Genomic DNA, 24,160 nt, shown 5'->3' on the forward strand with positions numbered 1-24,160 from the left:
GTCAGCCGGCGAGTGCGGCGAGGGCCTTCCGCAGCTGAGTGGAGGAGGTCGTCATCGTGTACGGGAAGTACACGACCTCGACTCCGACCGCCGCGAACTCGCGCTCCAGCCGGAGGCCCTTCTCTGTGCCGCGCCAGTCGTCGCCTTTGAAGAACACGTCGAACCGCAGCTCGCGCCAGGTGTCGAGCTTGTCGGGGAGTGTCTCGGGGACGGCCTCGTCGACGTATTCGATGCTGCGGACGATCTCGAGCCGCTCGGCCAGCGGGATCACCGGGGTGATGCCCTTGGTCAGCTCCAGCATCTCGTCGGAGACGACGCCCGCGATCAGGTGGTCGCACTGGCTCTTGGCGTGCTTGAGGATGTTCAGGTGTCCGATGTGGAACAGATCGAACGCCCCTGCGGCGTAGCCGACGCGTCGGGTCACGGGCTTCCCCCTCTGGTTGAGATATCCTCACCTATTCTGGTGTATTAGTGAGGATTTGTCACCAGGGGAATCGGCGGCGACTGCGGGTCCGCGGAACGTCTGCGCCGGGGCGAGCGGGCGCAGATGTTCCGGGAGGCCGCAGTCGCTGGCCCGGCGGCGTCAGGCGCGAGCGCGCAGGGCTGCTGCCACCGCCTTCGTCAGGGGCTCGATCTGAGCGATCGACTGCGTGAAGATGGCGTCCGAGCGGCCATAGGGGTCGATGATGTCGCCCGGTGCGCCGCCGCGCCGGGTGGACCGCGCCCGGCCGATCGGCCGTGGCGGGCGGTGCTCCGCCGCCCAGGCGACGAGCTCGCGCCGCGACAGCTCCGCCGGGGCGTCCCCGGCGATCTCGGCGAACTCGGCGAGGGTGAAGGTGCGGCGAGCAGCGGGCGGCGTGGCCGACGCGACCCACTCCCGGTGGGCGTAGGTCGCCGTCAGGATGAGGTCGCTGCGGCGGGTGAGGTCGGGGTCCACCTGACGAGCGCGGTGCCGGCCGAGTTCCAGCCCGCGGGCGTGGAGGAGGCGGGTCATCGCGGGCTCCGCCGGCCAGCCGGTCATCGCCTCGGTGCCGGCGGACTCCACGGCGAAGGCCCGCTGGTCGGCGAGTTCCGCGGCGAGCATGGCCTCCATCGCGGGGGAGCGGCAGATGTTCCCAGTGCAGATCGCGAGGATCCGGAACGGGTCGGCGGAGGTCATCCCCCAATTGTGTCGGATGCGTCCGAGAGTCTTGCCCGGTGAGGCCCCCGACACCCCCGGCGTCACCCCCCGACACCCGAATGGGGGTAATTCTCGCTATAGCGTGCTACGGTCGTCCGCTGTTAGCTTGGTTGATTTTGACTGGCCGACGCCCCCCGGCGTTTGCTAGGGTCTCCTTCAACCTGCGGCAGGAACTGGTCTCACCTGCCGGCCCCCGTATGTTCTACCCGACGTTTGGATAGCACTTCTCTATGTCCCGACACCCCTCCCACCGTATCGAGACCAATCGGACGGCAGGCGCGAAGAAAGCACGCCTGCGCGCAGGAATCGCCCTCGCGGCCACCGCCGCGGTGGCCGCAGCCGCCGTCGGCGTCACCGCCGCCGGCGCGTCCGCCGCCCCCAACTATGTCGTCTCGCGGCAGATCGCCGCCGACACCTTCGACCGCAGCCAGGCGAACGGCTGGGGCGCCGCCTCCCTCGGCGGCGCGTACAGCGTCAGCAGCGCGGCAGCGTTCTCCGTCGGTTCCGCCTCCGGAACCCAGGCCGTCCCGCGGCCGGGCGCCTCCCTCAGCGCCACCCTCCCCTCGGCCACGGCGTCGGATGTCGACGCCGCCGCCTCCGTCGTCCTCGACGCGCTGCCCGCGAAGGGCAACGGCGTCTACTCCGGCGTCCAGGTGCGCTCGTCGGCAGGCGCCTACTACCAGGCCACCTTCCGGGTCGACGCCCAGAAGCGCGGACTGCTCTCGATCATCCGCGTCAACGGATCGACCGCGCGGCAGACGACGGTCGCCGCCGAGAAGGTCGTCCTCTCGAAGGTCGCGGCCGGCTCGCCGGTGCGCCTCGAGCTGCGCGCGACGGGCACCGGCACGGTCGCTCTGAGCGCCCGCGCCTGGACCGCCTCCTCGGCCACGCCGGACTGGCAGGTCTCGGCGGCCGACTCCTCGATCGACCGGCTCAGCCATGCCGGCTCGGTCGGGCTGTGGAGCTACGTCTCCATCAGCTCCACCGCGGCCAAGGTGCGCTTCGACGACCTGAGCGCCAGCGCGCTCAAGCCGCAGGACGCTTCCACCCCGGCCCCGCCGACCACCCCGGTCACGACGCCCACCCAGACGCCGACGCCGACTCCGACGCCGACGCAGACGACCACCCCCGCTCCGCCGACGACCGCTCCGCAGCCGCCCGTGACGACGCCCGACCCGACCCCGTCGACGGGCGCCGACACGAGCATCGACCAATCGTCCGCTCGCACGGCGACCGGCGCCGCGCCGATCGGCAGCACCTCCTACGCGATCCCGTCGGGCGCCTATTTCGTCGCGACGAGCGGTGACGACGGCGTGAGCCGTTCCACCGAGGCCGCTCCGTGGAAGACCGTGCAGCACGCGGTCGACGCGGTGCCGTCCGGCTCCACCGTCGTCGTCCGCGGCGGCACGTACCACGAGACCGTGACGATCCCGCGCGGCAAGAAGGTCACCATCCAGTCGTACCCGAAGGAGGCCGTCTGGTTCGACGGCAGCCGTTCGGTCTCGAACTGGTCGCGCTCCGGCTCCGCCTGGGTCGCGGGCAACTGGAACGTCGTCTTCGACGACAGCCCGACCTACACGCGCGGCGCCCCCGACGGCACGGCCGCGGGCTGGCAGTTCGTCAACCCGTCGTACCCCATGGCGGCCCACCCCGACCAGCTGTTCCTGGACGGCGTTGCGCTGAAGCAGGTCTCGTCGCGGTCCGCCGTGACGGCGGGCACGTTCTTCGTCGACGAGGGCTCGCACCAGCTGGTGCTCGGCTCCGACCCGTCCGGCCACGACCTGCGCGCGAGCGACACCGTGAAGGCGTTCGTCGTGCTCGGTGACGGCAGTGCGCTGAAGGGCATCGGCATCCGCCGCTACTCGCCGTCCGTGCCCGACATGGGTGCGGTGCAGGTGTACGCCAACAACGCGACGGTCGAGAACGTCGCGGTGACGGACAACGCCACCACCGGTCTCGCCTGGGGCGGCACCGACGGCACCATCGCCAACGTGACCGTTGCCCGCAACGGCATGCTCGGCGCGCAGGCGACGTACTCCGACCGCCTGAAGGTGACCGGGATGCTGGCCGACCACAACAACACCGAGCACTTCAACCGCGCCCCCGTGGCCGGTGGGTTCAAGGTGGCCCGGGCCCGCGGCATCACCGTCGCCGGCAGCAACTTCCTGAACAACGACGGCAATGCGCTGTGGTTCGACGAGTCGGTCTACAACGTGTCGGTCGCGAACAGCGACATCGTCGGCAACTCGGGCAACGGGCTCGTGGCGGAGATCTCGGCGAAGTTCGCGATCGCCAACAACGTGATCGCGCAGAACGGCATCGCCGGCATCCTCGTCAGCGACACCAACGGCGCGGACATCCGCAACAACACCATCACCGGCAACTCGCGCGACATCAATATCACGCAGGGCGACCGCCGGGCGAGCAACCTCTCCACCGCCGGGCACGACCCGCGCCAGTCGCTGCCGGACCCGACGGTCACGTGGATCACGGGCAACATCACCGTGGTGAACAACGTGCTCGCCAACTCCACCGGCAACGCGGTGCTGGCCGTCGAGGACTACAGCCACTGGCACTCGGCCGAGCAGATGGGCATCACCCTCGCGGGCAACGTCTACCAGCGGACCTCCGCCGGCGCGCCGAACTGGCTCATCGTCTGGTCGCGCGGCGCGGGCAACCCCGCGATCTTCACCTCGCTCTCCGACTTCCAGTCGGCGACGGGTCAGGACCGCACCGGGCGATCCTTCGACGGGCAGAACGTGCTCTCCGGAGCGTTCGAGCAGCTCCCGCTCGTGGGCGGCCTCACCTCGGCCCTCGCCCAGCCCCTGCCCTCCGCCGCCGCGCAGCTGACCGGCAAGCCCGCCGGCTCGCTGCAGATCGGAGCGTGGAACTGACGCACGAGGACGATCAGCGGGAGCGCACCAGCCGCGCAGCGGCGAGCACTCCTGTCAGATCCCGCCGGATCGCAGGGATGAGCAGCACAGCCGCCCCGTAGACAAGCGCGAGCGCCACGACGGCCGCCGCCACCTGGGCCACAGAGCCCAGGGCGGCGGCCGTCGTGCATGCGCCCCAGGCCGCGGTCGCCGCGACGGCGGCGCAGGAGAGCACGCGCGCAGCCCCGGCGTAGAGGCGCGCGGTCGGGACCTCGGTCTTCCACGCCAGCCAGGCGAGCGAGATCGGCCAGGAGATCGCGGGGGCGACCGCGTAGGCGACGGCGATGCCGATCACGCCCCAGAAGGATCCGACGCCGATGCAGAGGATCTTGATGGCGGCGCTCACCAGCGAGTAGTGCAGCAGCGCCCGCGTCAGCCCGCGCGAGACGTACGCCCAGTAGCCGACGAAGGCGAGGATCTGGAAAATGCCGGCGATGGCGAAGAACCTCAGGATGGGCGCCGCTTCATGCCACTGCGGTCCGAGCAGGAGCGCCGTCAGCGGCTCGGACGCGCCGGCGACGAGCGCGAGCCCGGCCACGATCGTGTAGCCGAGGGCGAGCTGGCCGCGGCAGAGCCACTCGCCGAACCTCTCCTTCTCGTCCTGCAGCCGCGAGAACACCGGGAGGGCGACGGTGGTGAGCGGGATGCGCACCTGGTTCAGTGGCGTCATCAGCAGCTGGAACGCGCGGCTGTACACGCCGAGGGAGGCCGCGCCGAACTTCACGCCGACGAGCACATTGTCGATGTTGTTGCTGACGTAGCTGACCAGCTGAGAGGCGAGCATGTTCCAGCCGAAGGCGATGAAGGCTCCGATGGGCGCGTCGCGGCGCGGGAGTCCGGGGAGCCAGCCCGCGGCGGCCACGAGCACGATCAGCAGGGCGAGCGCCTGGGTCAGCTGCTGGGCGACGAGGGCCCAGTAGCCCCAGCCGAGCAGCGCCGTGACGATCGCGACCGCCAGCGCGAGCGCCGGCGCGACGACGTCGGCCGCGGCGACCGCGCTGAAGCGCATCCGGCGCACCAGGTCGGCGCGGTACTGCGTGCCGAGCCCGTTGATCAGGAAGGTGAAGGCGAGCGCGTGCGCGATCGGCACGAGGTCGGGCTGGCCGAAGCCGAGCGCGATGAGCCCGGCCCCGGAGAACACGGCCGCGGTGAGCACCGCCCCGATCGCCGCGTTGACCCAGAACAGGTTGGTGCGCTGCCCGCGCGTGACCGTCGCCGCCTGGATGGAGGCGGACGAGAGCCCGAAGTCGCGGAAGAGCTCCCCGACGCCGATGATCGCGACCACCATCGCGATCAGGCCGTAGTCGTGCGGGCTCAGCAGCCGGGCGAGGACGACGACCGACGCGACCTGGACGACGACCTTCCCCCCCTGGGCGCCGAGGGTGACCGCCGCTCCCCGGGCTGCGCGGGCGCCGAGCCCGCTCGTGTCGCCGTGCGGGAGACCGCCGGTCTCCTCGTCGTGCCGCGAACGCTCTCTGGGGCGCTCGCCGCGGTGCGCCGGGGAGCGCGGTGTCCGGATGGTCACGATCGCCTCCCGGCGAGGGCGGCACGGCGGGCGCGCGCCCGGCGGAAGGTGCCGCGCGCCACCCGGACGACCTCGCGGAACCGCGGGAGGGCGAGGCCGAGGAGGCCGAAGCCGCGGTAGCGCGGCACGCGCATGCCGGCGAGGGTCGCGCCGGCGAGACGCCCGGCGAGGGTCGACCGGCGCGTGGTCTGCAGCGGCTGCACGGCCGCGAGGTCCTCCATCTCGATCGGGCTGACCGAGATCACGCCGGCCTCGACGGCTCGCACGATGATGTCGTACCCGCGCTCGGTGCGCGCGATGAGCGCACTGCGGCCCGCACCGTCCGCGAACACCGGGTAGCCGCGCTCGTCGGAGCGCCAGAAGTCGGCCGCGGTGATGTCGGCGCTCTCGCCGACGCCGTCGGCGCAGATCTTGCAGCGCCACTGCGCGGCAGGACCGAGCGCCGAGCCCCACGACTCGTCGTAGCTCGCGTCGCTCGAGGTGCCGTCCGGGCGCTCGACGGTGAAGCGTCCGGGCCACCCGCGTCCGCGGTACCAGAGGTCGCTCACCGGCGTTCCGGCCGGCGAGCCGAGCTCGGCGGCGAGCCGGTCGGTGGCGTGCTGGCTCGGCGTCCCTGCGCAGAAGAAGGAGAGCAGCACGGGGTCGTCGTCGCCCGGCCGTGCCGAGTGCCCGGTGGTGAGCGCACGGACGGCGCTGACCTCGCAGGGCTTGCCGACCATGACGGTCCCGGGCAGCAGCGCCTCCGGGAGGGCGGCGCTCGCCGTCGGCGCGTAGCGGGAGCCCGCGGCGGCGACGGCCTGCTCGCGGGACAGGATGCTGACGCTCACGGTCCGCCGCGGCTCGGTCTCGTCGGCCTTGGCGCCCACCATCCTGCTGGCCTGGCCGGTCTCGAGCATCCAGGCGGCCAGGGCCGTGAGCGCCCCTCCGCTGCTTCCGCGGTAGCGCACCTCGGTGTCGGTGGCCCACGCCATCCACACGCGGAGGTAGGGTCCCATCGTCGGGTGCCGGCGGCCGGTCGCGGGGTGCACCGCGCGGACCGTGACGCCGGGGCAGGCGTCCTCGAAGCGCTTCACCGCGTCGGGAGCGACCGGAGCGGCGGCCGCCGCCGCAGCCTGCTCCTCGGCGTCGTCGACCGGCGTCGGGCGCAGGTTCCCCTCGTCGTCCAGCCGCATCCGCAGACCCGGGTCGAGCAGCGCGCAGGCGCCACAGCCGCTGCAGTTGCCCGAGGCGACGACCCGGGCGACGGCCGCCCGCAAGGCCGCGGTCTCCTTCGGGATCGCGGTGGTCGGCACGGGCCGGGCGTCGGTGGTCATGCGGCGACGCGCTCCACGCTGGTCGTGAGTGCGGTGGTCGCGCGGGCGAGACGGCTCTCCGTCACGCCGAGCAGGAGGGCGGCCTCGTCGGCCAGGCCGTCGTCGGCGACCTGCGCGAGCGCGTCGCCCGCTGCGTCGGCGGCGGTGCGGAGGTCGACCGACCGGGTCCAGCCGAGGTCGCCGAGCAGCGGGCCGAACTTGCGGGAGTACGCCAGGGGGATCGCCGGGGTGCCGGTCGAGAGCGCGTTGAGGCAGGCGTGCATCCGGGAGCCGAGCACCACGTTCGCCGATGCCACCGTGCGCCGCACGTCGTCGAGATCGCGCGGGGTGACGACCTCCAGGGAGTCCCGGCGTTCTGCGGTCAGCTCGGAGATGGCGTGGATGTCGGAGTCCGGGTTGTCCGACTCGAGCACGTGGGCGAGCAGCGTGACCTCGCGGCCGTCGGCGGCCAGCCCGTCGAGCAGGCAGTGCACCGTCCGGCGGTACTCGGCGTGGTCGACGTGCGGGTTCGGATACCAGAGCAGGCCGGAGACGTTGAGCACCACATCCCGGCTCTTCTCGACCTCGGGCCGGGGCAGGGCGAACACGACGTCGGTCGTGAGCACGTCGACCGGCCGGCCGAGCGCCTTCGCCGCCTTCGCGCTCTGGTTGTCGCGGGCCATCACCAGGTCGGCGCGGCGGAGGCTACGCCGCGCGACGGCACGCCCGGTCGCGGTGTCGAACGGGCCGATGGTCTGCGGGCCCAGAACGACGGGCACGCCGGCCTGCGCCGCGAACTCGGAGACGGCCGACATGACCATCAGCCTGCGCGTGCCGTAGATGTCGGCGAAGCTGTCGCCGGAGCGCGTGTCGACGATCAGGTCGAACCCGGCGAGCCAGCGCTGCATGCCCTTGGTGCCGGTCACGCGCTCCTTGACGAGCGAGCGGAGGCGGCCGATCGGGAGCTGCGGCGCGCGCACCCCGTAGTTCTGGAAGACGATGTCCGCCTTCGGGTCGACGCGCCGCAGCAGTGCGGCGGTGCCGGCCCCGAGCGCGCGCACGCCGAGGTTGGGCGACGCATCGTCGGCCCATAGGATCAGTGTTCGCATCGACGCTCCCAAGGTCGGGTCGGGTGGAGGGTGCTCGGCGCTCTAGGTGAGACTTACTCATGTATCTTAGCTACCGGCGGTCCCGCGCGTGACCCCAGTTGAGGGCGCGTGATCCGCCGGGCGCACCGTGCCAGAGTGGAGCGCATGCCGATCGGAGGGGGAGAAGTGGCCGAGCTCGTCGTGCAGCAGTCCTTCCCCGATCCGCGCCCGACCACCAACCCGTACCTGATCATGCTGCGCGACGCGATCGCCGCCCAGTCCGACGTCGAGCTGCGCACCTTCACCTGGCGGCGCGCCCTCCTCGCCCGGTACGACGTCTTCCACGTGCACTGGCCCGAGATCCTCGTCTCCGGCCACAGCCCGCTGAAGAAGCTGGTCAGGCAGGCCCTGACGCTCGGCCTCGTCCTCAAGCTGCGGATCACGCGCACCCCCATCGTCCGCACCGCGCACAACCTCGACCTGCCCAGCGGGATCAGCCGGCGCGAGGTCTGGCTGCTGCGCCTGATCGACCGCTGGACGACGCTGCGCATCCGGCTCAACCCGCTCACGCCCGTCCCCGACGGGTCGGCGGTCGAGACCATCGAGCACGGCCACTACCGCGATTGGTTCGCGCCCTACCCGCGGCGGACCGCGATCCCCGGCCGGCTCGCCTACGTCGGCCTGGTGCGTCGGTACAAGGGCGTGGATGCGCTGATCGCGGCTTTCCGCGACGCGTTCCGCGCACCAGAAGCGCCCGCCGCGACGCTGACCGTCTCCGGCCGGCCGTCCTCCGACGAGCTCGCCGGCCAGCTTCAGGAGGAGGCGCGCGGCGACGACCGCATCTTCCTCCGCTTCGCGTTCCTCACCGACGAGGAGCTGGTGGCCGCGGTGACGGAGTCGGAGCTGATCGTGCTGCCGTACCGCGAGATGCACAACTCGGGCGGTGCGCTGTCCAGCCTCTCGCTCGACCGGCCGGTGCTCGTGCCGGACAACGACGTGAACCGGCTGCTGGCACGGGAGGTCGGCGAGACCTGGGTCCAGCGCTACGACCCCCCGCTGCGGCCGGAGCACCTGGAGCAGGCGCTCGCCGCCGTCCGCGGACGGGAGCCGGGCGACCGGCCGGACCTCGACGCGCGCAGCTGGGATGAGACCGGCCGCCGTCACGTCGCCGCCTACCGGCGTGCGATCGAGCTCAGGCGCGGGCGCCGCGGACGAACACGCCCCGCTTGACCGGCCGGCCGGTCTCGAGCGCGGCCGACAGCGATCTCGCCCGCAGCCCGGCGGCGCCGTAGAGGTCGAGCACCGCCTCCGCGAGCGCGAGCCTGTCCACCTGCGGCTCCGGTCCGTCGTCGACGCCGTCGAGCGCCGAGGCGAAGTTGTCGTGCGCCAGCAGGATCGCGCCGCGCCGCACCCCGCTCGCGGCGCTCGCGATCCGCTCCGCATCGCTGAGGGCGGCGGCGCCGTCGCGCACGCCGGTGCTCCAGATCACCGGGGTCAGGCCGGCGTCGCGGACCGACCGCCAGGCGGAGAGCGTCAGGTGCCCGTACGGCGGGCGGTACCAGCGCACCTCGCGCCCGATCGCGTCCTCGAGCTCCCGGCGGCCGTCGTGCATGCGCCGCCGGAACTCGTCCGGCGGGAGGCTGGTCGCATCCGCGTGGTCCACACCATGCAGCGCGACCTCGCTGCCGCTTTCGGCGACGGCCCTGGCGAGGCCGGGGTCGCGCCGCACCCGGGTGAGCAGCACGAAGAACGTGGCGGACGCCTCCCGCGCCGCCAGCAGGTCAAGCAGCCGGTCGGTGGTCCCGGCGACCGGCCCGTCGTCGTAGGTGAGCACGAACTCGTCGGCCGTCGTGCGCACGGAGACGATCGAGCCGGCCACGGCCGTCGCCCGCCGCACGGTCTCGCGGGCGAGATCCCTGGCCGTCATGCGCTCGCCTCCGCGACCCCGGCGCCATCGCCGTCGCGGGCGTACTCCTGGTAGACGACGCCGAGGGCGCCGGTCACCATGCCGCCGCCGCGCCAGATCGCGCGGGCGCCCCTGGCCTGGTGACGCAGCGACCGGGTCAGCGTGCCGAGCAGCCAGCGGAGCGCCCCGCCGACGACGCGAGCCGCGCCGCCGGCCACGCCCTCGACCCGGGCGAGGGCCGCCCGTCCGCGGGTGCGGGCAAGGCGGATGCGGATGGTGCTCGCCGAGTTCCCGTGGCTCCACGCGCGCTGCAGCACCCAGCGCCGCGTCATCCGCTCCGGCGGCACCATGTCGGTGATCGCGGACTCGTCGCACCACGTCATCCGGTACCCCAGCGCGTGCAGCTGGCGGCTGAACAGGGTGTCCTCGCCGCCGCTCAGCCCCAGGTCGTCGGCGAACCGGACGCCGGCTGCGCGCACCTGGTCGAGGTCGAGCAGGAGGTTGCCGGCGGCGGCCACGTCGATGGCCGAGCCGGTCGGCATGCGGCGGCGCACGAAGAACGAGCCCGCCGCAAGCCACGGGTCGAGCTGCCCGCTGAAGGCCGCGACGACGCGACCGGAGACGGCGGCCGGCCGGTCGGTGCTCAGCCAGGTGTCGAGGAGCCGCGTGAGCCAGCCGTCGTGCGGCACCTCGTCGTCGTCGATGAAGGCGAGCAGCCGTGTCCCGGCCTCCGCCAGGGCCCGGTTGCGCACGGCCGAGATGCCGGGGTGCGCCTCGACCACCGCGCGGACCCGCGGGTCGCCGAACGCGTCGACCACCGCCTTGCCGCTGCCGCCTGGGTCGTTGTCCACGATCAGCACGGACGTGGGGAAGCCGTCGCCCGCCTCGTCCGCGTGCGCGAGCAGAAGCGGCAGGAGCGCGCCGAGCTCGGCTGGACGATGGAACGTCGGCACGGCTATGGTCACTGACACCGGTTCCTCCGGTCGCACGGCCACCCCCTCACGTCAGAGCGGAAGTCTATGCCAGAGCCCACCCCCGCACGTCACGCGAGCCGAGACGACCCCTCGCCGCGGTTCGCCGGCGAGGCCGTCGTCGTGGTGAACTACGCGTCGTCCGCGCTCCTGGCGGAGAACCTCGCCGGGCTGTCGCGTGCGGCGGCCGGGCTGACCGTGGTGGTGGTGGACAGCCTCAGCTCGCCCGAGGAGCGGGACGCGGTCGTGGCGCTGTGCGAACGCGAGGGCTGGCTGGCGGTGCTCCCGCCCGACAACCCGGGCTTCGGCGCCGGGATGAACCTCGGCGTCGCGCGGGCGGCGGAGGCGGGCGCCGAGCGCGTGCTGCTGCTGAACCCGGACGCCGAGATCGCGCCGCAGGCGGCCCGGGCCCTGTTCGACGCGGTGGTCGCCTCTCCGGAGACGATGGTCGCGCCCCGCATCCTGCGTCCCGACGGGACGGTGTGGTCGGCCGGCTCCGACGTCTCGCTGGTGGACGGCCGGATGACCTCCGCGCGCCGCCGGCCGCAGCCTCCCGAGCGTCGCGCCGAGCCGTGGCTGAGCGGCGCGTGCCTGTGCCTGTCGCTGGACCTGTGGCAGCGCGCGGGAGGGTTCGCCGACGGGTACTTCCTGTACTGGGAGGACGTCGACCTGTCGTTCCGGGTGCGCGCCGCGGGCGGGGCTCTCGCCGTGCTCGACGACGTGTCGGTCACGCACGCGGAGGGCGGCACCCAGCAGGCCGGCGCGCACAGCGCGGCCACCGCGAAGTCGGAGGGCTACTACTACTTCAACATCCGCAACCGGATGCTGTTCGCCGCGCTGCACCTGGACGACGGCGACCTCGCGCACTGGCTCCGGACCTCGCCGGCCGTCGCGCGGGAGATCCTGCTGCAGGGCGGACGCCGCCAGTTCCTGCGACCCGTGGTCCCGCTCCGCGCGGCGCTGCGCGGGGTGCGCGACGGGCGGAGGATCGCGAAGGCCGAGCTGGGCGCGCGGTCGGAGGGGAAGCGATGAGACTCACCACGCGGCTGCGCCGCTACACCGAGCTCGCCAGGGGCGTGCTCCACGGGCACCCGGGCGCCCGGATCGCCTCGGGAGTCAGGATGGGCGGCCCCGGCACCTACGATCTCGCCCGCGGCAGCCACCTCCAGAAGGGCGCACGGCTGTGGGTCGGACCGGGCGCGACCCTGCGCCTGGCGCGCGGGAGCGCCATCGGGCCGCGCAGCACGGTCAACGTCGAGTCCGGCCTGACCATCGGCGAGGGCACCCGCATCTCGTGGGAGGTGCAGCTGCTCGACACCGATTTCCACCGCATCACCCGCACCGACGGCGCCGTGCTGCCGCACACCGCGCCGATCGCGATCGGCAGCCGCGTGCTCATCGGCACCGGCGCGATGGTGCTCAAGGGCGTGACCATCGGCGACGGCGCCGTGGTCGCCGCCGGCTCCGTCGTGACCCGGCCGGTCGGCCCCGGCGAGATCGTCGGGGGCAACCCGGCCAAGCGGCTCGGTGAAGCGGCCGCCTGGGACTGAGCCGCCCTCCCGCCCCTTGACCCCCTGATGAGGGGGCGACAGGTGAGGAATTCTCGTATTAAGCTGTGGGCAGCAACAGCGACCCGACCCCTGATGCGACCCGTTTCACGTTCCGTCCTCCTGCCCGAGGGAGGTGCGCGGAGACATCGTTGGCCGAGCCGTCGAGAATCCGCGAACGAGAGCGAGCATCCGAATGGGCGATGGGGGAAGACGCATCAGCGTCGCACTCGTGGGCACGCGGGGCGTGCCTGCGCGCTACGGGGGCTTCGAGACCGCCGTCGAAGAGGTGGGGAAGAGGCTCGCGGCCCGCGGCCACGACGTCCTCGTCTACTGCCGCAGCACCGGCGACGCCGAGCGGCCCGAGAGCTACGAGGGGATGCGGCTCGTGCACCGCGGCGCGATGCGCCGCCGCAGCCTCGAGACCCTGAGCCACACCGGCCTCTCGGTCGCGCACCTCCTCCGCCACCGCACGGACGCCGCGGTCGTCTTCAACGCGGCGAACTCGCCGTACCTGCCGGTGCTGCGAGCCGCGCGCATCCCCGTCGCCACCCACGTCGACGGTCTGGAGTGGCGCCGCGCCAAGTGGGGCCGCACCGGACAGGCCTACTACCGGACCGCCGAGTCGCTCGCCGTGCGCTGGTCCGACGCGCTCATCGCCGACGCCCAGGGCATAGCCGACTACTACCGCGACGAGTTCGCGGCAGACACCGAGCTGATCGCCTACGGCGCGCCGGTCGTCTCCCGCGAGTCCGACCTCCTCGCCGAGGCGGGGCTCGAGCCGCACGGCTACCACCTGGTCGTCGCCCGTTTCGAGGCCGAGAACCACGTCGACCTGATCGTCCAGGGGTACGTGCGCAGCCGCTCCACCAAGCCTCTGGTCGTCGTCGGTTCCGCGCCGTACGCCGAGGAGTACAGCGCACGGGTCCGCGAGGCCGCCGACGACCGCGTCCGGTTCCTCGGCGGGGTCTGGGACCAGCGCCTGCTCGACCAGCTCTACGCGAATGCCGCCACCTACCTGCACGGGCACTCGGTCGGCGGCACCAACCCGTCTCTGCTCCGGGCCCTCGGCGCGGGCACGGCCGTGATCGCGTACGACGTCTCGTTCAACCGCGAGGTCGCCGGCGCCGCGGCGGCCTACTTCTCCGAGGCCGCGGGCGTCGCCGCCGCGATCGACGCCGCGGACGCCGACGAGCAGCTGCTGGACGCGCGCCGCGCCGCGGCCGCCGCCCGCGCCGCCGAGTACGACTGGGACGACGTGGCCGACCGCTACGAGCGCCTCTGCCTCCGGCTGGCCGCGCGCGAGCTGGTGAAGCCCTCCCGCCCCCTCGGCCGCCAGCGCACCGGCGCCGCGGGCAGGAACGCGGCGGAGGAGCGGGCAGGCCGCATCCCCGTCGCGGGCCTCCCCGATCAGGCCGGCGGAGCCCAGGGGGTGACCCGGTGACCGGGCAGAGCGCCGGGGCGACCCGGCTCGGCGGCGACGGCTTCGGCGACGCGCTCCGCCGCCTGCGCGCCGCGCAGAAGCCGCCCGCGCGGTCCGCGCCCGCGTACTCGCGGTTCGTGAACCGCCGGATCGGCCGGTACCTCGCCGCCTGGGCGTACACGGCCCGCCTCACCCCGAACGCGGTGACCGCGATCAGCGCGGTGTGGACGTTCGCCGCCATCCTGCTGCTCGTCCTGTTCCCGCCGTCCTGGCTGCTCGGGGTGATCGTCGCCGTGCTGCTGCTGGTCGGCTACGCGTTCGACTCCGCCGACGGTCAGCTCTCGCGACTGCTCGGCACCAGCAGCCCGGCCGGCGAATGGCTCGACCACATGGTGGACGCGACCAAGGTGTCCACGATGCCGCTCGCGCTCGCCGTCGGGTTCTACCGCTTCCAGGTCGTCCCGGTCCCGTGGCTGCTCGTGCCGATCGGGTTCGCGATCGTGTCCGCGGTGCTGTTCTTCGGCATGATCCTCACCGAGCAGCTGCGCCGCCGCACCCGCGGGGCGGTGCCCCTCGCCGAGGACGCGCCCGGACGTCCCTCCTGGCTGCGCGCCATCGCCGTGCTGCCGATGGACTACGGCGTGCTCTGCCTCTCGTTCGTGACGCTCGGCGCCGTTCCGGTGTTCGTCACGCTCTACACGCTCATCGCCGCCGCCACGACGGCGTTCCTGCTCCTCGCCGCCGCGAAGTGGTTTCGTGAGTTGCGGTCCTGGACTCCCGCCCGACCCGACCAGAAGGGAGACCTCCGATGACGAAGGTCGATCGCTCAGAAGACCCCGAAGAGCAGGAGCAGCGCCCGCCGGCGAACCGGCGCCGCCGCATCCTCCTCATCGCAGGCGCCGTCGTCGCCGCCGCCGTGCTCGCCGTCGCCGTCTCGTTCGCCGCCGTGCGCGGCGCGCAGAACGCGGAGGCGGGGAAGGCGCAGGACAAGCCGGCCGGCTTCCAGCTGCCGGCACCCGACCCGAACTCGCCGCCGCCCCCGTCGGCTGCCGCGACGCCGTCTCCGTCGTCGTCGTCCTCCTCCGGCTCCGCCGCTCCGAAGACCGACAAGCGGTACGGCGCCCCGGTCGCGGCCGTCGTGGCGAAGGACGACACCGCGACCCTCGCGGGCGGCCTCAAAGCGAAGCTGCAGGTCGACGACACCAAGGCGACCGCGGTCCGCGCGGGCGAGGTCGCGGGCCCTGCGATCAAGGTGCGGCTCGAGCTGACCAACCCAGGAAGCTCGGACGTCGCGCTCTCGCAGCTCGCCGTCAACGCGTACTACGGCAGCGACTCCGCCGTCCCCGCGACCGAGCTCACCGACGGCGCCCAGCCGCTCCTCGGCACGCTGAAGGCGGGGGAGACCCGCACCGGCGTGTACGTCTTCTCCGTGCCGGACGGCAAGTCCGGCTCCGCCGTCATCACCGTGACGGATGCCGCCGGGACCCCGATCACCGTCTTCAAGTGAGCCACCCGTGACCCCCGCCGTCCACGCCATCGTCGCCGCCTCGCCCGTCAGCGGGCCGGCGCTCGACCGCACGCTCGTCAGCGTCGCGGGGCTGGCGGTGGCGGTCACGGCCTTCCTCGTGCTCCGGAGGATGCCGCGCACGGCGGTCGGGGTCTGGATCGCGGTGCTGTGCTTCGTCCCGATCTGGATCGGCCTCGGCATCGGCTTCAACGGCAACTACTATCTGCCCGCGGTGACGGCGATGGCGCTCCTCGCGACCGTCGCGCTGCTCCCGGTGCACAGCTACCGCTTCGGGATGATGGACGGCCTGGTCGCCCTGCTCGTCGTGTTCGCGCTCGCCTCGCTGATCACCGAGAACGCCGGGATCGCCCTCGGCTTCGCCTTCTCGCTGTTCACCTACTTCGTCGCGGGGTACGTCTTCGGGCGCGTCGCGGCACTGCGCGTCGACCCGACGTGGATCTACGGTGCTGTCGGCGTCGCCTTCACCGTGGTCAGCGTCCTCACCCTCATCGAGTTCTTCGGGCACTGGAACCCCTTCGTCGCCATCACCGCCAACAACTCGATGTACTCGATCTGGGGCACCATCCAGGAGCGCGGCGGGGTCGCGAGGGCCGAGGGCGCCTTCGGGCACTCGATCGCGCTCGGGTCGAGCCTGGCCATCGCGATCCCGCTGACCCTGGCCGCCCGCTTCCCGCTGCTCGTGCGTGCGGCCATGGTGCTGCTGATGCTGTCCGCGACCGTGCTGACGTTCAGCCGCATCGGGATGATCGGAGCGCTGCTCGGTCTGCTCCTGTCCATCCTGTTCATGCGGGACGCCATCTCCCGGCGCGCCCGGATCGTGCTCACCTCCTCGATCATCGCCGTCGCCGCCCTGCTGTTCCCGCTCGTGACCACCGTGTTCGACGACGCCGGTGCGGAGGCGACGGGAAGCGCGGACTACCGCGGAGACCTGCTCTCGCTGATCGGCAGCATGAACCCGGTCGGGGTCGCCGACTCGGCCCGCCGCGACTCCACCGGGCAGGTCTACTTCGGCAACTTCCGCTCGATCGACAGCCAGCTCATCCTGACCGGGCTCTCCAGCGGCTTCCTCGCCCTGCTGCTCGTGGTCCTCGCGCTCGCGATCGGGATCGTCCTCGTGGTGACCCGGCGCGCGACCCCGGCGACCATCGCGGTCGTCGCGCAGATCCCCGCGCTCGCGACCGTCGCGCTGATCACGCAGTACTCCGTTTTCCTCTGGGTCGCGGTGGGGATCGCGGCCACCACCCAGCACCTCACACCGACCGCCGCCGAGGCCACCCTCCTCGCACCGCAGCACCGCTTCCGCCCCGTGGCGGAACCGGTCGCCGAGACCGCACGCCTTCGCGAAAGGAGCGCACGCTGATGACAGCGCCAGCCCGCCACACCCCGCCCACCCGACCCGCTGCAGAGCAGGGGAAGGGCGCAGAGCCCGGCCAGCACCAGTTCGTCGCCGCCTTCCGCCGGTTCTGGTACATCATCGCGATCGGCGCGTTCGCGGGACTCATCGGCGGGTGGGGGCTCGCGCAGATCGCGACGCCCGTCTACACGGCGACTTCGAGCCTGTACTTCTCGCTCAACTTCGGCGGGTCCGCCAACGACCTCAACCAGGGCTCGACGTACACGCAGAACCAGATGCTCTCGTTCGCGCAGCTGGCGGAGTCCGCGCTCGTGCTGCAGCCGGTGATCGACCAGCTGAACCTGGAGCGGACGCCGGCGGACCTCGCCGACTCGATCAGCGTCAGCACGCCGCAGAACACCGTCATCTTGGAGCTGTCGGTCACTGACAGCGACCCGACAGAGGCGGCCGACATCGCCAACGCGGTCGCGGCGACCCTGGGCAAGCAGGTGGAGGCGATCGCGCCGAAGAGCGTGAACGGCTCCGCCACCGTGTCGGTGCGCACCATCCAGCCTGCGGTCACGCCGCAGGACCCGTCCTCGCCGAACACCCGGCTGAACCTGGTCGCAGGCTTCGTGATCGGCATCCTGCTCGGCGTCCTGGTCGTCGTGCTGCGCGAGCTGCTGGACACGCGCGTCCGGTCGGCCGAGATCGCCTCGCGCGTCGCCGGCGTGCCGATGCTCGCGCAGATCCAGCGACTGCGGCGACGGCAGCCCGGGCCCATCCTGCTCACCGACCCCCTCTCCAGCGCCGCGGAGGGCTACCGGCGCCTGCGCTCGAGCCTGGAGTTCGTGAGCGTCGACTCCGACCGGCTCGCCTTCGTGGTCACCTCGTCGATCCCGGACGAGGGCAAGTCGCTGATCTCGCTCAACCTGGCGCTGGCCCTCACCGAGGGCGACCGCAGGGTGCTCCTGGTGGATGCGGACCTGCGCCGCCCGACCCTTGCCGGGGCCACGGGCCTGCCGGGCGGCTCGGGGCTCACCTCGGTGCTTGTCGGCCGTGCGACCCTCGCCGACGTCGTGCAGACCTGGAACGGGCTGGACGTCGTCACCAGCGGGCCCATCCCGCCGAACCCCAGCGAGCTGCTCTCGTCGCGGGCGATGGCCGACTTCATCGCCCAGGTGTCGCACGACTACGACGTGGTCGTGTTCGACTCCCCGCCGATGACGGCCGTGGTGGATGCGGCGATCGTGGCGCGGGCTGTGGACGGTGCCCTGGTGGTCGCCGACCGCACTCGGGTGTCGCGCTCGCAGCTGGCGCAGACGATGGACGTGCTGGAGAAGTCCGGCGTCCGTGCGCTCGGCCTCGTGCTGAACCGCGTCGCTCCGGCGAAGAGCTCCAGCACCTACTACCGCCAGGCGGCCCCGAGCCGCGAAAGCTGGTGGCGCCGACTGACGATGCGTCGGGCTCGTCCGTCGGCGCCACCCCTCCCTCTGCCGCTCGCCGAGGCGGAGGACGACGAGGCGCCCGCGCCCGCCGACCCGGACGCCGTCGCGATCGACGCCGTCGACGACGCGCCCCTCGACGCCGAGTTCGAGGACGACCTCGCCGAAACGGACGAGGACGACGACCTCGAGCTGGCCGCCGCCGACGCGAAGCCCCCGCGCCGCTGACCCCGCCTGCGGTCGCCCGTAACGTTTGCGGCTGCGCGCGCAGCCGCAAACGTTACGGACGACCGCAGTCGCTGCGCGTGGGTCAGCGGCGGGCGGTGGCGCGGGCGAGGGCGGCGATGCGGGAGCGGTAGGTCGCGACGCTGTGGCGGCGCTCGGCCTCCTCCGCGTCGGCGGTGACGGCCTCGGCGGTCGCCTCCCAGGCACCGACCGTGCGCTCGAGCGCGTCGGCCAGAGCCGCGGCGTCGTCCGGGCGGACGGTGACGGCCGCCTGGTAGCCCGCGGTCGCCTCCAGGAGCCCGCTGGTCGCGCTCGCGATCACGGGACGGGCCGCGAGCAGTGCCTCCACGGCCGTGTTGCCGAACGGCTCGTCGACGCGGGAGGGCACGACGACGACGTCGCCGGAGCCGACGATGTCCCACACCGACGGCTGGAAGCCGTGGAACCGCACCCTGCCGTCGAGGTCCTTCGACCCGACCGACGAGGCGAGCTCCTCCTGGTACCACTCGTAGCCGGGGAAGACCGAGCCGACGACGTCGAGCTCCGCGTGCACGCCGCGGTCGCGCAGCCGTGCCACGGCGTCGACCGCGACGTCGACGCCCTTCCGCGGCGACAGCCGGCCGATGTAGGTGACCCGGAGCGGGCCGGCCAGCGTGGTGCGCGGCGGCGTGCGGCGTGAGGGTCCGGGGACGGCGTTGTAGACGACCTGCGCGCGGCGGCCGAGGCTCTCGAACGAGGTGGAGAGCACACCGGCGCTGAACCGGCTGTTCACCAGCAGCGTCCGCGACAGGAAGAGGGGGAGGGCGAGGAGGCGTCGCATCAGACGCGAGGCGCTGGCCTCGCCCTCGTGCACGTGCGTGAGCACCGGGACCCCGGCCAGCCGGGCGAGCACGGGCCAGAGCGGAACGGTGATGGTGTTGACGTAGACCAGTGCGGGGCGCTCGCGACGGAGGAGCGACATCCCGTGGACCGTCGAGGAGAGGGAAGTGGCGACGAACCGGGCGAAGCCGCGCGGGGTGAGCACGTTCTTCCGGAGCACAGGGCTCGGGCACAGCTCGACCGACGCGCCGCGGGCCCGCAGCTCGGAGAGCAGCGGGCCGTCGGACGGAACGGTGACGACGACGCGCCAGCCGTCGTCGACCAGTCCGCTCACGCTCTCGAGCATCACCCGGTCGGAGCCGTAGAGCTCCGCGCTGGGGTGGGCGACGAGGACGGTGTGCGAGGGTCGACGACGGCTGGCTTGGGTCATCCTCCGATGATCCTACTGAGCCGGGGTCACCGCGAAGTTGTCGAACTTCGTGGTGAGCGGCGTGTCGGTCGCGGTTCCGGAGAGGTAGGCCCGCAGCCCGACCACGCCGGCTGCCTGGAGGGCGGCCGTCGAGTCGGTCACGGAGGCCTGCCACGTGGTGGGCTCCGTCGTCCCGACCTTCCACACCCGGGCCCGGATGGTGGTCGGCGAGGTGCCGAACACCTGCAGGCGCACCTGGTACTGGGTACCGGGGGTGTAGGTGAGACCGGAGACGTTCACCAGCTGGAGGGCGGTGCCGCCCTGCAGCAGCTGCAGCTGGACCACGTTGTTGCTCTGGAACCAGACGCGGGCGGAGTACTCGGCCGAACCGACCACCCGGCCGAGGGCGGAGACGTAGATCCCGCCGCCGGTGGAGGTGCGATCGGTCGTGAACTGGACCGTCGTGTTCGTGTTGGTGCTCGACACGCTGTTCAGCAGCTCCGTCTTGGTGGAGCCTGCGGCCCCGACGATCTGCCCGGCGCCCGCGCTGACCGTGTAGGCCGTCGCGGATCCCGCGCCCGTCCACGCGCCGCCGAGGTCCGCCGTGCCCCAGCCGCTGGCCGAGGTGCGCTCGAACGTGTCGGAGGCGAGGGCCGCAGGCGGCGGCGCCGTCACGGTCACGGACTTGGTGGCGGTGTTGGTGCCGCCGCGGTTGTCCGTCACCGTCAGGGTGACCGTGTAGGTGCCGCCCGAGGCGTAGGCGTGGCTGGCGGTCGCCGTGGTGGCCGTCGCGCCGTCACCGAAGTCCCAGGCATAGCCGGCGATCGTGCCGTCGGGGTCGCTGGAGGCGCTCCCGTCGACCGCGACCGTCAGGCCGTTCGGGGTGGCGGTGAAGCTGGCCACCGGCGGCTGGTTCGGCGGCAGGGTCGTGGTGACCTGCTGCTGGACCGGCGTGCCCGCGAGACCCTGGTTGTCGGTGACGGTCAGGGTCACCGTGAAGGTGCCCGCGCTCCCGTAGGCGTGCGTGGGGTTCACCCCGGTGCCCGTCGTCCCGTCGCCGAAGTCCCAGGCGTAGGAGGCGACCGTGCCATCCGGGTCGGACGACGCCGAGGCGTCGAACGCGACGTTCAGGTTGGACACGCTGGAGGTGAAGGACGCGACCGGGGGCTGGTTGGCGACCACCGTGACCTGCTTGGAGGCCGTGTTGGTCGAACCCTGGTTGTCGGTCACCGTCAGGACCACCGTGTAGGTGCCGCCGGCCGCGTAGGTGTGGCTCGCGGTCGCGGTGCTCGCGGTCGTGCCGTCCCCGAAGTCCCAGGCGTACGAGGCGATCGTGCCGTCGGGGTCGTTCGAGCCGGTGCCGTCCACGTTCACCGTCAGGCTGTTCTGCGTGGTGGTGAAGGCCGCGGTCGGCGTCTGGTTCGGCAGGGTGCCGCTGGTGCCGAGCGCGTAGTGGTTGGCCACCTGCTGGGCGGTGAGGACGCTCGAGTAGATCGCCGCCTCATCCAGCGTCCCGTTGAAGTACGGGCCGGTGGAACCCCAGGTGTTGTCGCCGCCGATCCGCCAGTACCCGTTGTAGGCCTGCGCCTGGGTCTGCGGGTTGGTGCCGACCAGCTGGCCGTCCACGTACAGGTTCATGCCGTCCGGGCCCTGCGTCGCCACCGCCAGGTGCCACTGGTTGTTGTTCAGCGGCGTCGGAGAGGTGATGGTGTTGGCCTGGCCGGTCCAGACGCCGAACACGATGCGTCCGTCGTCCTGCATGTAGACGTGGCGGTCGTAGTTGCTCGACAGCCCCGTCTGCGCGTCGCCGAACCCGATGAGCTTGCCGCCCTTCGTGGTCGAGGTCTTGAACCAGATCTCCTCGGAGTAGGTGGTCGGGTTCGAGAACTGCTGGTTGCTGGTGACGATGCCGCCGTTGGACCCGCTGGTGTTCGTGTTGAACTTGACCGCCTTGTCCGTGGTGCCCGGCAGGACGCCGGACTGGTTCTTGGTGGTCGCGAGGCCGGAGTACGTGCCGTTGTTGGTGTACGCGTCCGCGCTGTTCGCGGTCGAGCCGCTCGTCTCCTCCAGCCGCCAGTAGATGTCCGGGTTCGCGTTGTACACGGCTGCGCCGTACGCGTCGGCCGGGGCCGGCGCCAGAGGCGACGGACGGCCCGAGGCGACCCACTGGTTCACCACGGTAGTGCGGTCGAGCACGGTCGGGTAGATCGAGACCTGCCCGATGGTGCCGGCGAAGAAGCTGCTGCTCGGCTGGTTGGGCCAGCCGCCGATGCTGTCGCCGCCGATCCGCCAGTAGCCGGAGTAGGCCTGGCCGCTGGTCACGTCGGTGCGCGAGCCGACCAGCTTGCCGTCAAGGTACAGCCGCATGCCGTTCGCGCCGAGCGACGCGGTGACCTGGTGCCACTGGCCGTCGTTGTAGCCGGTGCCGCTGTTCAGCGTCTGAACTCCGCCGGGGTACACCCCGAAGAAGATGCGCCCACTGTTGTCCATGTAGACGTGGCGGTCGTAGCTGCTCGAGGTGCCGACGTTCGCGTTGCCGAAGCCGATGATCTTGCCGCCGCTGGTCGTCGTCGTGTTGAACCAGGCCGACACGGTGAACGTGTTCGGTCCGGGGATGGACGACGGCGTCACGGCCCAGCCGGTCGAGCCTCCACTGAAGCTGGACGCGGTGCTGCCGCTGATCGGGCCCGCCACGCCGTTGCGGGTCACGCCGGCCTGCAGCTGCAGGTCGTTGAAGCCCACGTGGTCGTACCCGGCGGTGCCGCTCGACTCATCCAGCGGCCAGTAGGAGCTGGCTCCCGCGGTGGTCACCGAGTCGGCGTAGGGCCCGCCGCTGTCCGTCGCGGCGATCGTCACCGTGTTGCCGAGGCGCGAGATCTGGTTGCCGTCGGGGTCGGTCACGTAGACGCGGTAGGAGTGCGTCGATCCTGGCGCAAGTCCCGTGTCGATGAAGCCCATCGACGGCCGGGTCCAGAAGTTGGAGATCTGCGTGGTCTGGTAGACCGGCGTCGCGGTCTGGCCGTCGCGGACCACCTTGTACTGGAGGTTCACGTTGTCCTGGTCGTAGGTCGCGGTCCACGAGACGCGGGCCTGGCCTGCCTTGAAGGACACGGCGCTCGGCACCAGGGCGGTGTTCACGTTCGGTCCGAGCTTGCTCTTGACCACGTTGTTCATCGCGTAGCGGACGAGGCCCTGCTGGGCGACGCCGTTGACGTACGGGAACTCGCCGCCGGCGACCAGGTAGTTGCCGTTGCCGGAGACCGACCAGGCCGCCTGGCCCTGACCGGTGAAGGAGCCGGTGACATACTGCGGGAACCAGTTGAGCAGGGTCGGCGAGGGCTGACCGGTGAAGTTGGCGTAGGCGCCGTCACCGTTGTTGGTCAGGGTGCCGGTCTGCGCCTTCGAGAACGCGATCGTGTGGTGGTAGGTCCACGGGTCGGTCTGCGGGAAGCCGCCGACGTTGCCGCAGTAGTGCGGGTGACCCGCCACGTAGAGCGCGTCGTTCATCGGCCAGATGGAGTAGGTGTCGCCGTGGCAGTCCTCCATCCAGATCAGGTTGCCGGTGCTGGGGTCGGCCGAGAAGCTGCCCTCCAGGTTGCCGCCGGAGCCGAAGACGTAGCCGGAGCCGTAGACCCGGTCGTTGGTGGCCACGAGGGCCGTGATGCCGGCCTGGGTGCCCGCGTCCCGGATGACGGAGTTGGCGCCGAACGTCTGGAACGCGCCGGTGGAGCCGTCGAACATGGCGAGGCCGTAGGCGTTGTTGCCGCCGTTCACGTGCTGGAACCGCCCGCCCGCGTACACCTTGGTGCCGTCGGGGCTCACCGCGAGGGCGTCGACGACGTAGTCGGCGCTGGCCGCCCAGGCGGTGTTGGTGGACCCGTCGGAGGCGTTGATCTTCGCGATGTACGGCGTCGACACCCCGTTGGTGGTGGTGAAGGTGCCGCCGGCGTAGAGCGCGGTGTTGGTCGCCGCGAGGGCGCGCACCTGGCTCTCCATGATCGGCCGGAAGGAGCTGATCACCTGGCCGGTCGCGGTGCTGATGGCGACGATGCGGTAGTAGTTGCCGCCTCCGGCCGTCGTGAAGTCGCCGCCGACGTACACGCGCGAGCCGTCCGGCGATGCCGTGATGGCGAGCGCCTGCGCGTTCAGCGGGACGTTGAAGCTGCTGATCAGGTTGCCGGTCGTGACGTCGTAGGCGAGCAGGTTGCTGCGCGCCGTCGTGTTCGTCCCGGCCGCCGCGCCTGCGGGGCGTGCCGTGGTGAACTTGCCCGCGACGTAGACCGTGTTGCCGACGACCGTCTGCGCCCACGCGACGCCGTCGATCTGCGTGGTCGGGAGGACGTCGGCGCTCACCGTCGGTGGCGATGCGGGATTCGTCGGGTCCGGTGGCTGCGTGTCCGCGGCTGCGGGCTGCGCGATGGCGAGCCCGCCGAAGACGAGGCCGACGGCCGTGATGACCGCGGTCAGGATGCCCAGTGAGCGAGAGCGCGGGCGGGGTGTTGTGCGCATGGCAACCTCGTTGTCTGTGTGGTCGGG

18 protein-coding genes are annotated in these 24,160 nt (G+C 72.3%); 9 read left to right on the forward strand and 9 right to left on the reverse strand.

Features of this window, described 5'->3' with window-relative positions:
* Position 1: 1 nt before the first annotated feature.
* Together P5G59_RS08075 and P5G59_RS08080 are read right to left on the reverse strand one after the other, a co-directional pair.
* The gene (locus P5G59_RS08075) at positions 2 to 424 is read right to left on the reverse strand and encodes an FAD synthase family protein (RefSeq protein ID WP_175338001.1); all 423 of its coding nucleotides are present in this window, start codon (positions 422 to 424) and stop codon (positions 2 to 4) included.
* Between the two features lie 159 nt (positions 425 to 583).
* Positions 584 to 1,159, reverse strand: coding sequence for an arsenate reductase/protein-tyrosine-phosphatase family protein (locus tag P5G59_RS08080; protein WP_301217741.1), 576 nt, complete (start codon positions 1,157 to 1,159; stop codon positions 584 to 586).
* Positions 1,160 to 1,410: 251 nt separating this feature from the next.
* Between P5G59_RS08080 and P5G59_RS08085 the strand changes: the two genes are divergently transcribed.
* On the forward strand, positions 1,411 to 4,074 hold the full coding sequence (locus tag P5G59_RS08085; protein ID WP_301217744.1) for a right-handed parallel beta-helix repeat-containing protein: 2,664 nt from the start codon (positions 1,411 to 1,413) through the stop codon (positions 4,072 to 4,074).
* A 13-nt stretch (positions 4,075 to 4,087) separates the two neighbouring features.
* On the opposite strand, the gene P5G59_RS08090 is transcribed toward P5G59_RS08085, so the two are convergent.
* The 3 genes from P5G59_RS08090 to P5G59_RS08100 are packed head-to-tail and all read right to left on the reverse strand — an operon-like array spanning position 4,088 to position 8,039.
* Positions 4,088 to 5,638 (reverse strand): lipopolysaccharide biosynthesis protein, encoded by a 1,551-nt coding sequence (locus tag P5G59_RS08090; protein ID WP_301217746.1) that lies wholly within the window; start codon positions 5,636 to 5,638, stop codon positions 4,088 to 4,090.
* On the reverse strand, positions 5,635 to 6,951 hold the full coding sequence (locus P5G59_RS08095) for a Coenzyme F420 hydrogenase/dehydrogenase, beta subunit C-terminal domain (RefSeq protein WP_301217748.1): 1,317 nt from the start codon (positions 6,949 to 6,951) through the stop codon (positions 5,635 to 5,637). The genes P5G59_RS08090 and P5G59_RS08095 overlap by 4 nt, the downstream gene beginning before the upstream one ends.
* The gene (locus tag P5G59_RS08100) at positions 6,948 to 8,039 is read right to left on the reverse strand and encodes a polysaccharide pyruvyl transferase family protein (protein ID WP_301217750.1); all 1,092 of its coding nucleotides are present in this window, start codon (positions 8,037 to 8,039) and stop codon (positions 6,948 to 6,950) included. The genes P5G59_RS08095 and P5G59_RS08100 overlap by 4 nt, the downstream gene beginning before the upstream one ends.
* Positions 8,040 to 8,183: 144 nt before the next feature.
* Here P5G59_RS08100 and P5G59_RS08105 point away from each other — a divergent pair, with 144 nt between their 5' ends.
* A complete protein-coding gene (locus P5G59_RS08105) occupies positions 8,184 to 9,248 on the forward strand; it encodes a glycosyltransferase family protein (protein WP_301217752.1) in 1,065 nt (354 codons plus the stop codon).
* Here the strand turns inward: P5G59_RS08105 and P5G59_RS08110 are convergent.
* Together P5G59_RS08110 and P5G59_RS08115 are read right to left on the reverse strand one after the other, a co-directional pair.
* A complete protein-coding gene (locus P5G59_RS08110; protein ID WP_301217754.1) occupies positions 9,211 to 9,945 on the reverse strand; it encodes a polysaccharide deacetylase family protein in 735 nt (244 codons plus the stop codon). The two genes, P5G59_RS08105 and P5G59_RS08110, sit on opposite strands and share 38 nt — an antisense overlap.
* The gene (locus tag P5G59_RS08115; RefSeq protein ID WP_301217756.1) at positions 9,942 to 10,895 is read right to left on the reverse strand and encodes a glycosyltransferase family 2 protein; all 954 of its coding nucleotides are present in this window, start codon (positions 10,893 to 10,895) and stop codon (positions 9,942 to 9,944) included. Before P5G59_RS08115 ends, P5G59_RS08110 begins: the two co-directional genes overlap by 4 nt.
* Before the next feature lie 48 nt (positions 10,896 to 10,943).
* On the opposite strand from P5G59_RS08115, the gene P5G59_RS08120 reads away from it, so the two are divergent.
* From P5G59_RS08120 to P5G59_RS08150, 7 genes are all read left to right on the forward strand, one after another.
* Positions 10,944 to 11,927 (forward strand): glycosyltransferase family 2 protein, encoded by a 984-nt coding sequence (locus tag P5G59_RS08120; protein ID WP_301217759.1) that lies wholly within the window; start codon positions 10,944 to 10,946, stop codon positions 11,925 to 11,927.
* Complete coding sequence (locus P5G59_RS08125; RefSeq protein WP_301217761.1) at positions 11,924 to 12,445, forward strand: acyltransferase; 522 nt, start codon at positions 11,924 to 11,926, stop codon at positions 12,443 to 12,445. Before P5G59_RS08120 ends, P5G59_RS08125 begins: the two co-directional genes overlap by 4 nt.
* Positions 12,446 to 12,638: 193 nt before the next feature.
* Positions 12,639 to 13,886 (forward strand): DUF1972 domain-containing protein, encoded by a 1,248-nt coding sequence (locus P5G59_RS08130; protein ID WP_301217764.1) that lies wholly within the window; start codon positions 12,639 to 12,641, stop codon positions 13,884 to 13,886.
* Positions 13,883 to 14,677, forward strand: a complete 795-nt coding sequence (locus tag P5G59_RS08135; protein WP_301217766.1) for a CDP-alcohol phosphatidyltransferase family protein — start codon at positions 13,883 to 13,885, stop codon at positions 14,675 to 14,677. The genes P5G59_RS08130 and P5G59_RS08135 overlap by 4 nt, the downstream gene beginning before the upstream one ends.
* Entirely contained in the window at positions 14,674 to 15,372 is a 699-nt protein-coding gene (locus P5G59_RS08140; protein ID WP_301217768.1) for a hypothetical protein, read from the forward strand. The genes P5G59_RS08135 and P5G59_RS08140 overlap by 4 nt, the downstream gene beginning before the upstream one ends.
* A gap of 7 nt (positions 15,373 to 15,379) precedes the next feature.
* Positions 15,380 to 16,753: a hypothetical protein gene (locus tag P5G59_RS08145; protein ID WP_301217770.1), complete on the forward strand. Its 1,374-nt coding sequence runs from the start codon at positions 15,380 to 15,382 to the stop codon at positions 16,751 to 16,753.
* Positions 16,753 to 18,399 (forward strand): polysaccharide biosynthesis tyrosine autokinase, encoded by a 1,647-nt coding sequence (locus tag P5G59_RS08150; protein ID WP_301217772.1) that lies wholly within the window; start codon positions 16,753 to 16,755, stop codon positions 18,397 to 18,399. The genes P5G59_RS08145 and P5G59_RS08150 overlap by 1 nt, the downstream gene beginning before the upstream one ends.
* An 82-nt stretch (positions 18,400 to 18,481) precedes the next feature.
* Here P5G59_RS08150 and P5G59_RS08155 read toward each other — a convergent pair whose 3' ends face one another.
* Both P5G59_RS08155 and P5G59_RS08160 read right to left on the reverse strand, forming a co-directional pair.
* Complete coding sequence (locus tag P5G59_RS08155; RefSeq protein ID WP_301217775.1) at positions 18,482 to 19,645, reverse strand: glycosyltransferase; 1,164 nt, start codon at positions 19,643 to 19,645, stop codon at positions 18,482 to 18,484.
* A gap of 12 nt (positions 19,646 to 19,657) precedes the next feature.
* Positions 19,658 to 24,133 carry a PKD domain-containing protein gene (locus tag P5G59_RS08160; protein ID WP_301217777.1) on the reverse strand — a complete coding sequence of 1,492 codons (4,476 nt, stop codon included), beginning with the start codon at positions 24,131 to 24,133 and terminating at the stop codon, positions 19,658 to 19,660.
* Between the last annotated feature and the right edge of the window lie 27 nt (positions 24,134 to 24,160).

Origin of the sequence: Leifsonia virtsii (assembly GCF_030433675.1) — a bacterium.
Lineage (GTDB): Bacteria > Actinomycetota > Actinomycetes > Actinomycetales > Microbacteriaceae > Leifsonia > Leifsonia virtsii.

Excerpts from the sequence above, each read along its gene's own strand:
- P5G59_RS08125 (WP_301217761.1), top strand. The coding sequence starts at position 11,924 with ATGAGACTCACCACGCGGCTGCGCCGCTACACCGAGCTCGCCAGGGGC.
- P5G59_RS08110 (WP_301217754.1), bottom strand. The coding sequence starts at position 9,945 with ATGACGGCCAGGGATCTCGCCCGCGAGACCGTGCGGCGGGCGACGGCC.
- P5G59_RS08085 (WP_301217744.1), top strand. The coding sequence starts at position 1,411 with ATGTCCCGACACCCCTCCCACCGTATCGAGACCAATCGGACGGCAGGC.
- P5G59_RS08105 (WP_301217752.1), top strand. The coding sequence starts at position 8,184 with ATGCCGATCGGAGGGGGAGAAGTGGCCGAGCTCGTCGTGCAGCAGTCC.
- P5G59_RS08130 (WP_301217764.1), top strand. The coding sequence starts at position 12,639 with ATGGGCGATGGGGGAAGACGCATCAGCGTCGCACTCGTGGGCACGCGG.
- P5G59_RS08150 (WP_301217772.1), top strand. The coding sequence starts at position 16,753 with ATGACAGCGCCAGCCCGCCACACCCCGCCCACCCGACCCGCTGCAGAG.
- P5G59_RS08160 (WP_301217777.1), bottom strand. The coding sequence starts at position 24,133 with ATGCGCACAACACCCCGCCCGCGCTCTCGCTCACTGGGCATCCTGACC.
- P5G59_RS08100 (WP_301217750.1), bottom strand. The coding sequence starts at position 8,039 with ATGCGAACACTGATCCTATGGGCCGACGATGCGTCGCCCAACCTCGGC.
- P5G59_RS08155 (WP_301217775.1), bottom strand. The coding sequence starts at position 19,645 with ATGACCCAAGCCAGCCGTCGTCGACCCTCGCACACCGTCCTCGTCGCC.
- P5G59_RS08120 (WP_301217759.1), top strand. The coding sequence starts at position 10,944 with ATGCCAGAGCCCACCCCCGCACGTCACGCGAGCCGAGACGACCCCTCG.
- P5G59_RS08080 (WP_301217741.1), bottom strand. The coding sequence starts at position 1,159 with ATGACCTCCGCCGACCCGTTCCGGATCCTCGCGATCTGCACTGGGAAC.
- P5G59_RS08095 (WP_301217748.1), bottom strand. The coding sequence starts at position 6,951 with ATGACCACCGACGCCCGGCCCGTGCCGACCACCGCGATCCCGAAGGAG.
- P5G59_RS08140 (WP_301217768.1), top strand. The coding sequence starts at position 14,674 with ATGACGAAGGTCGATCGCTCAGAAGACCCCGAAGAGCAGGAGCAGCGC.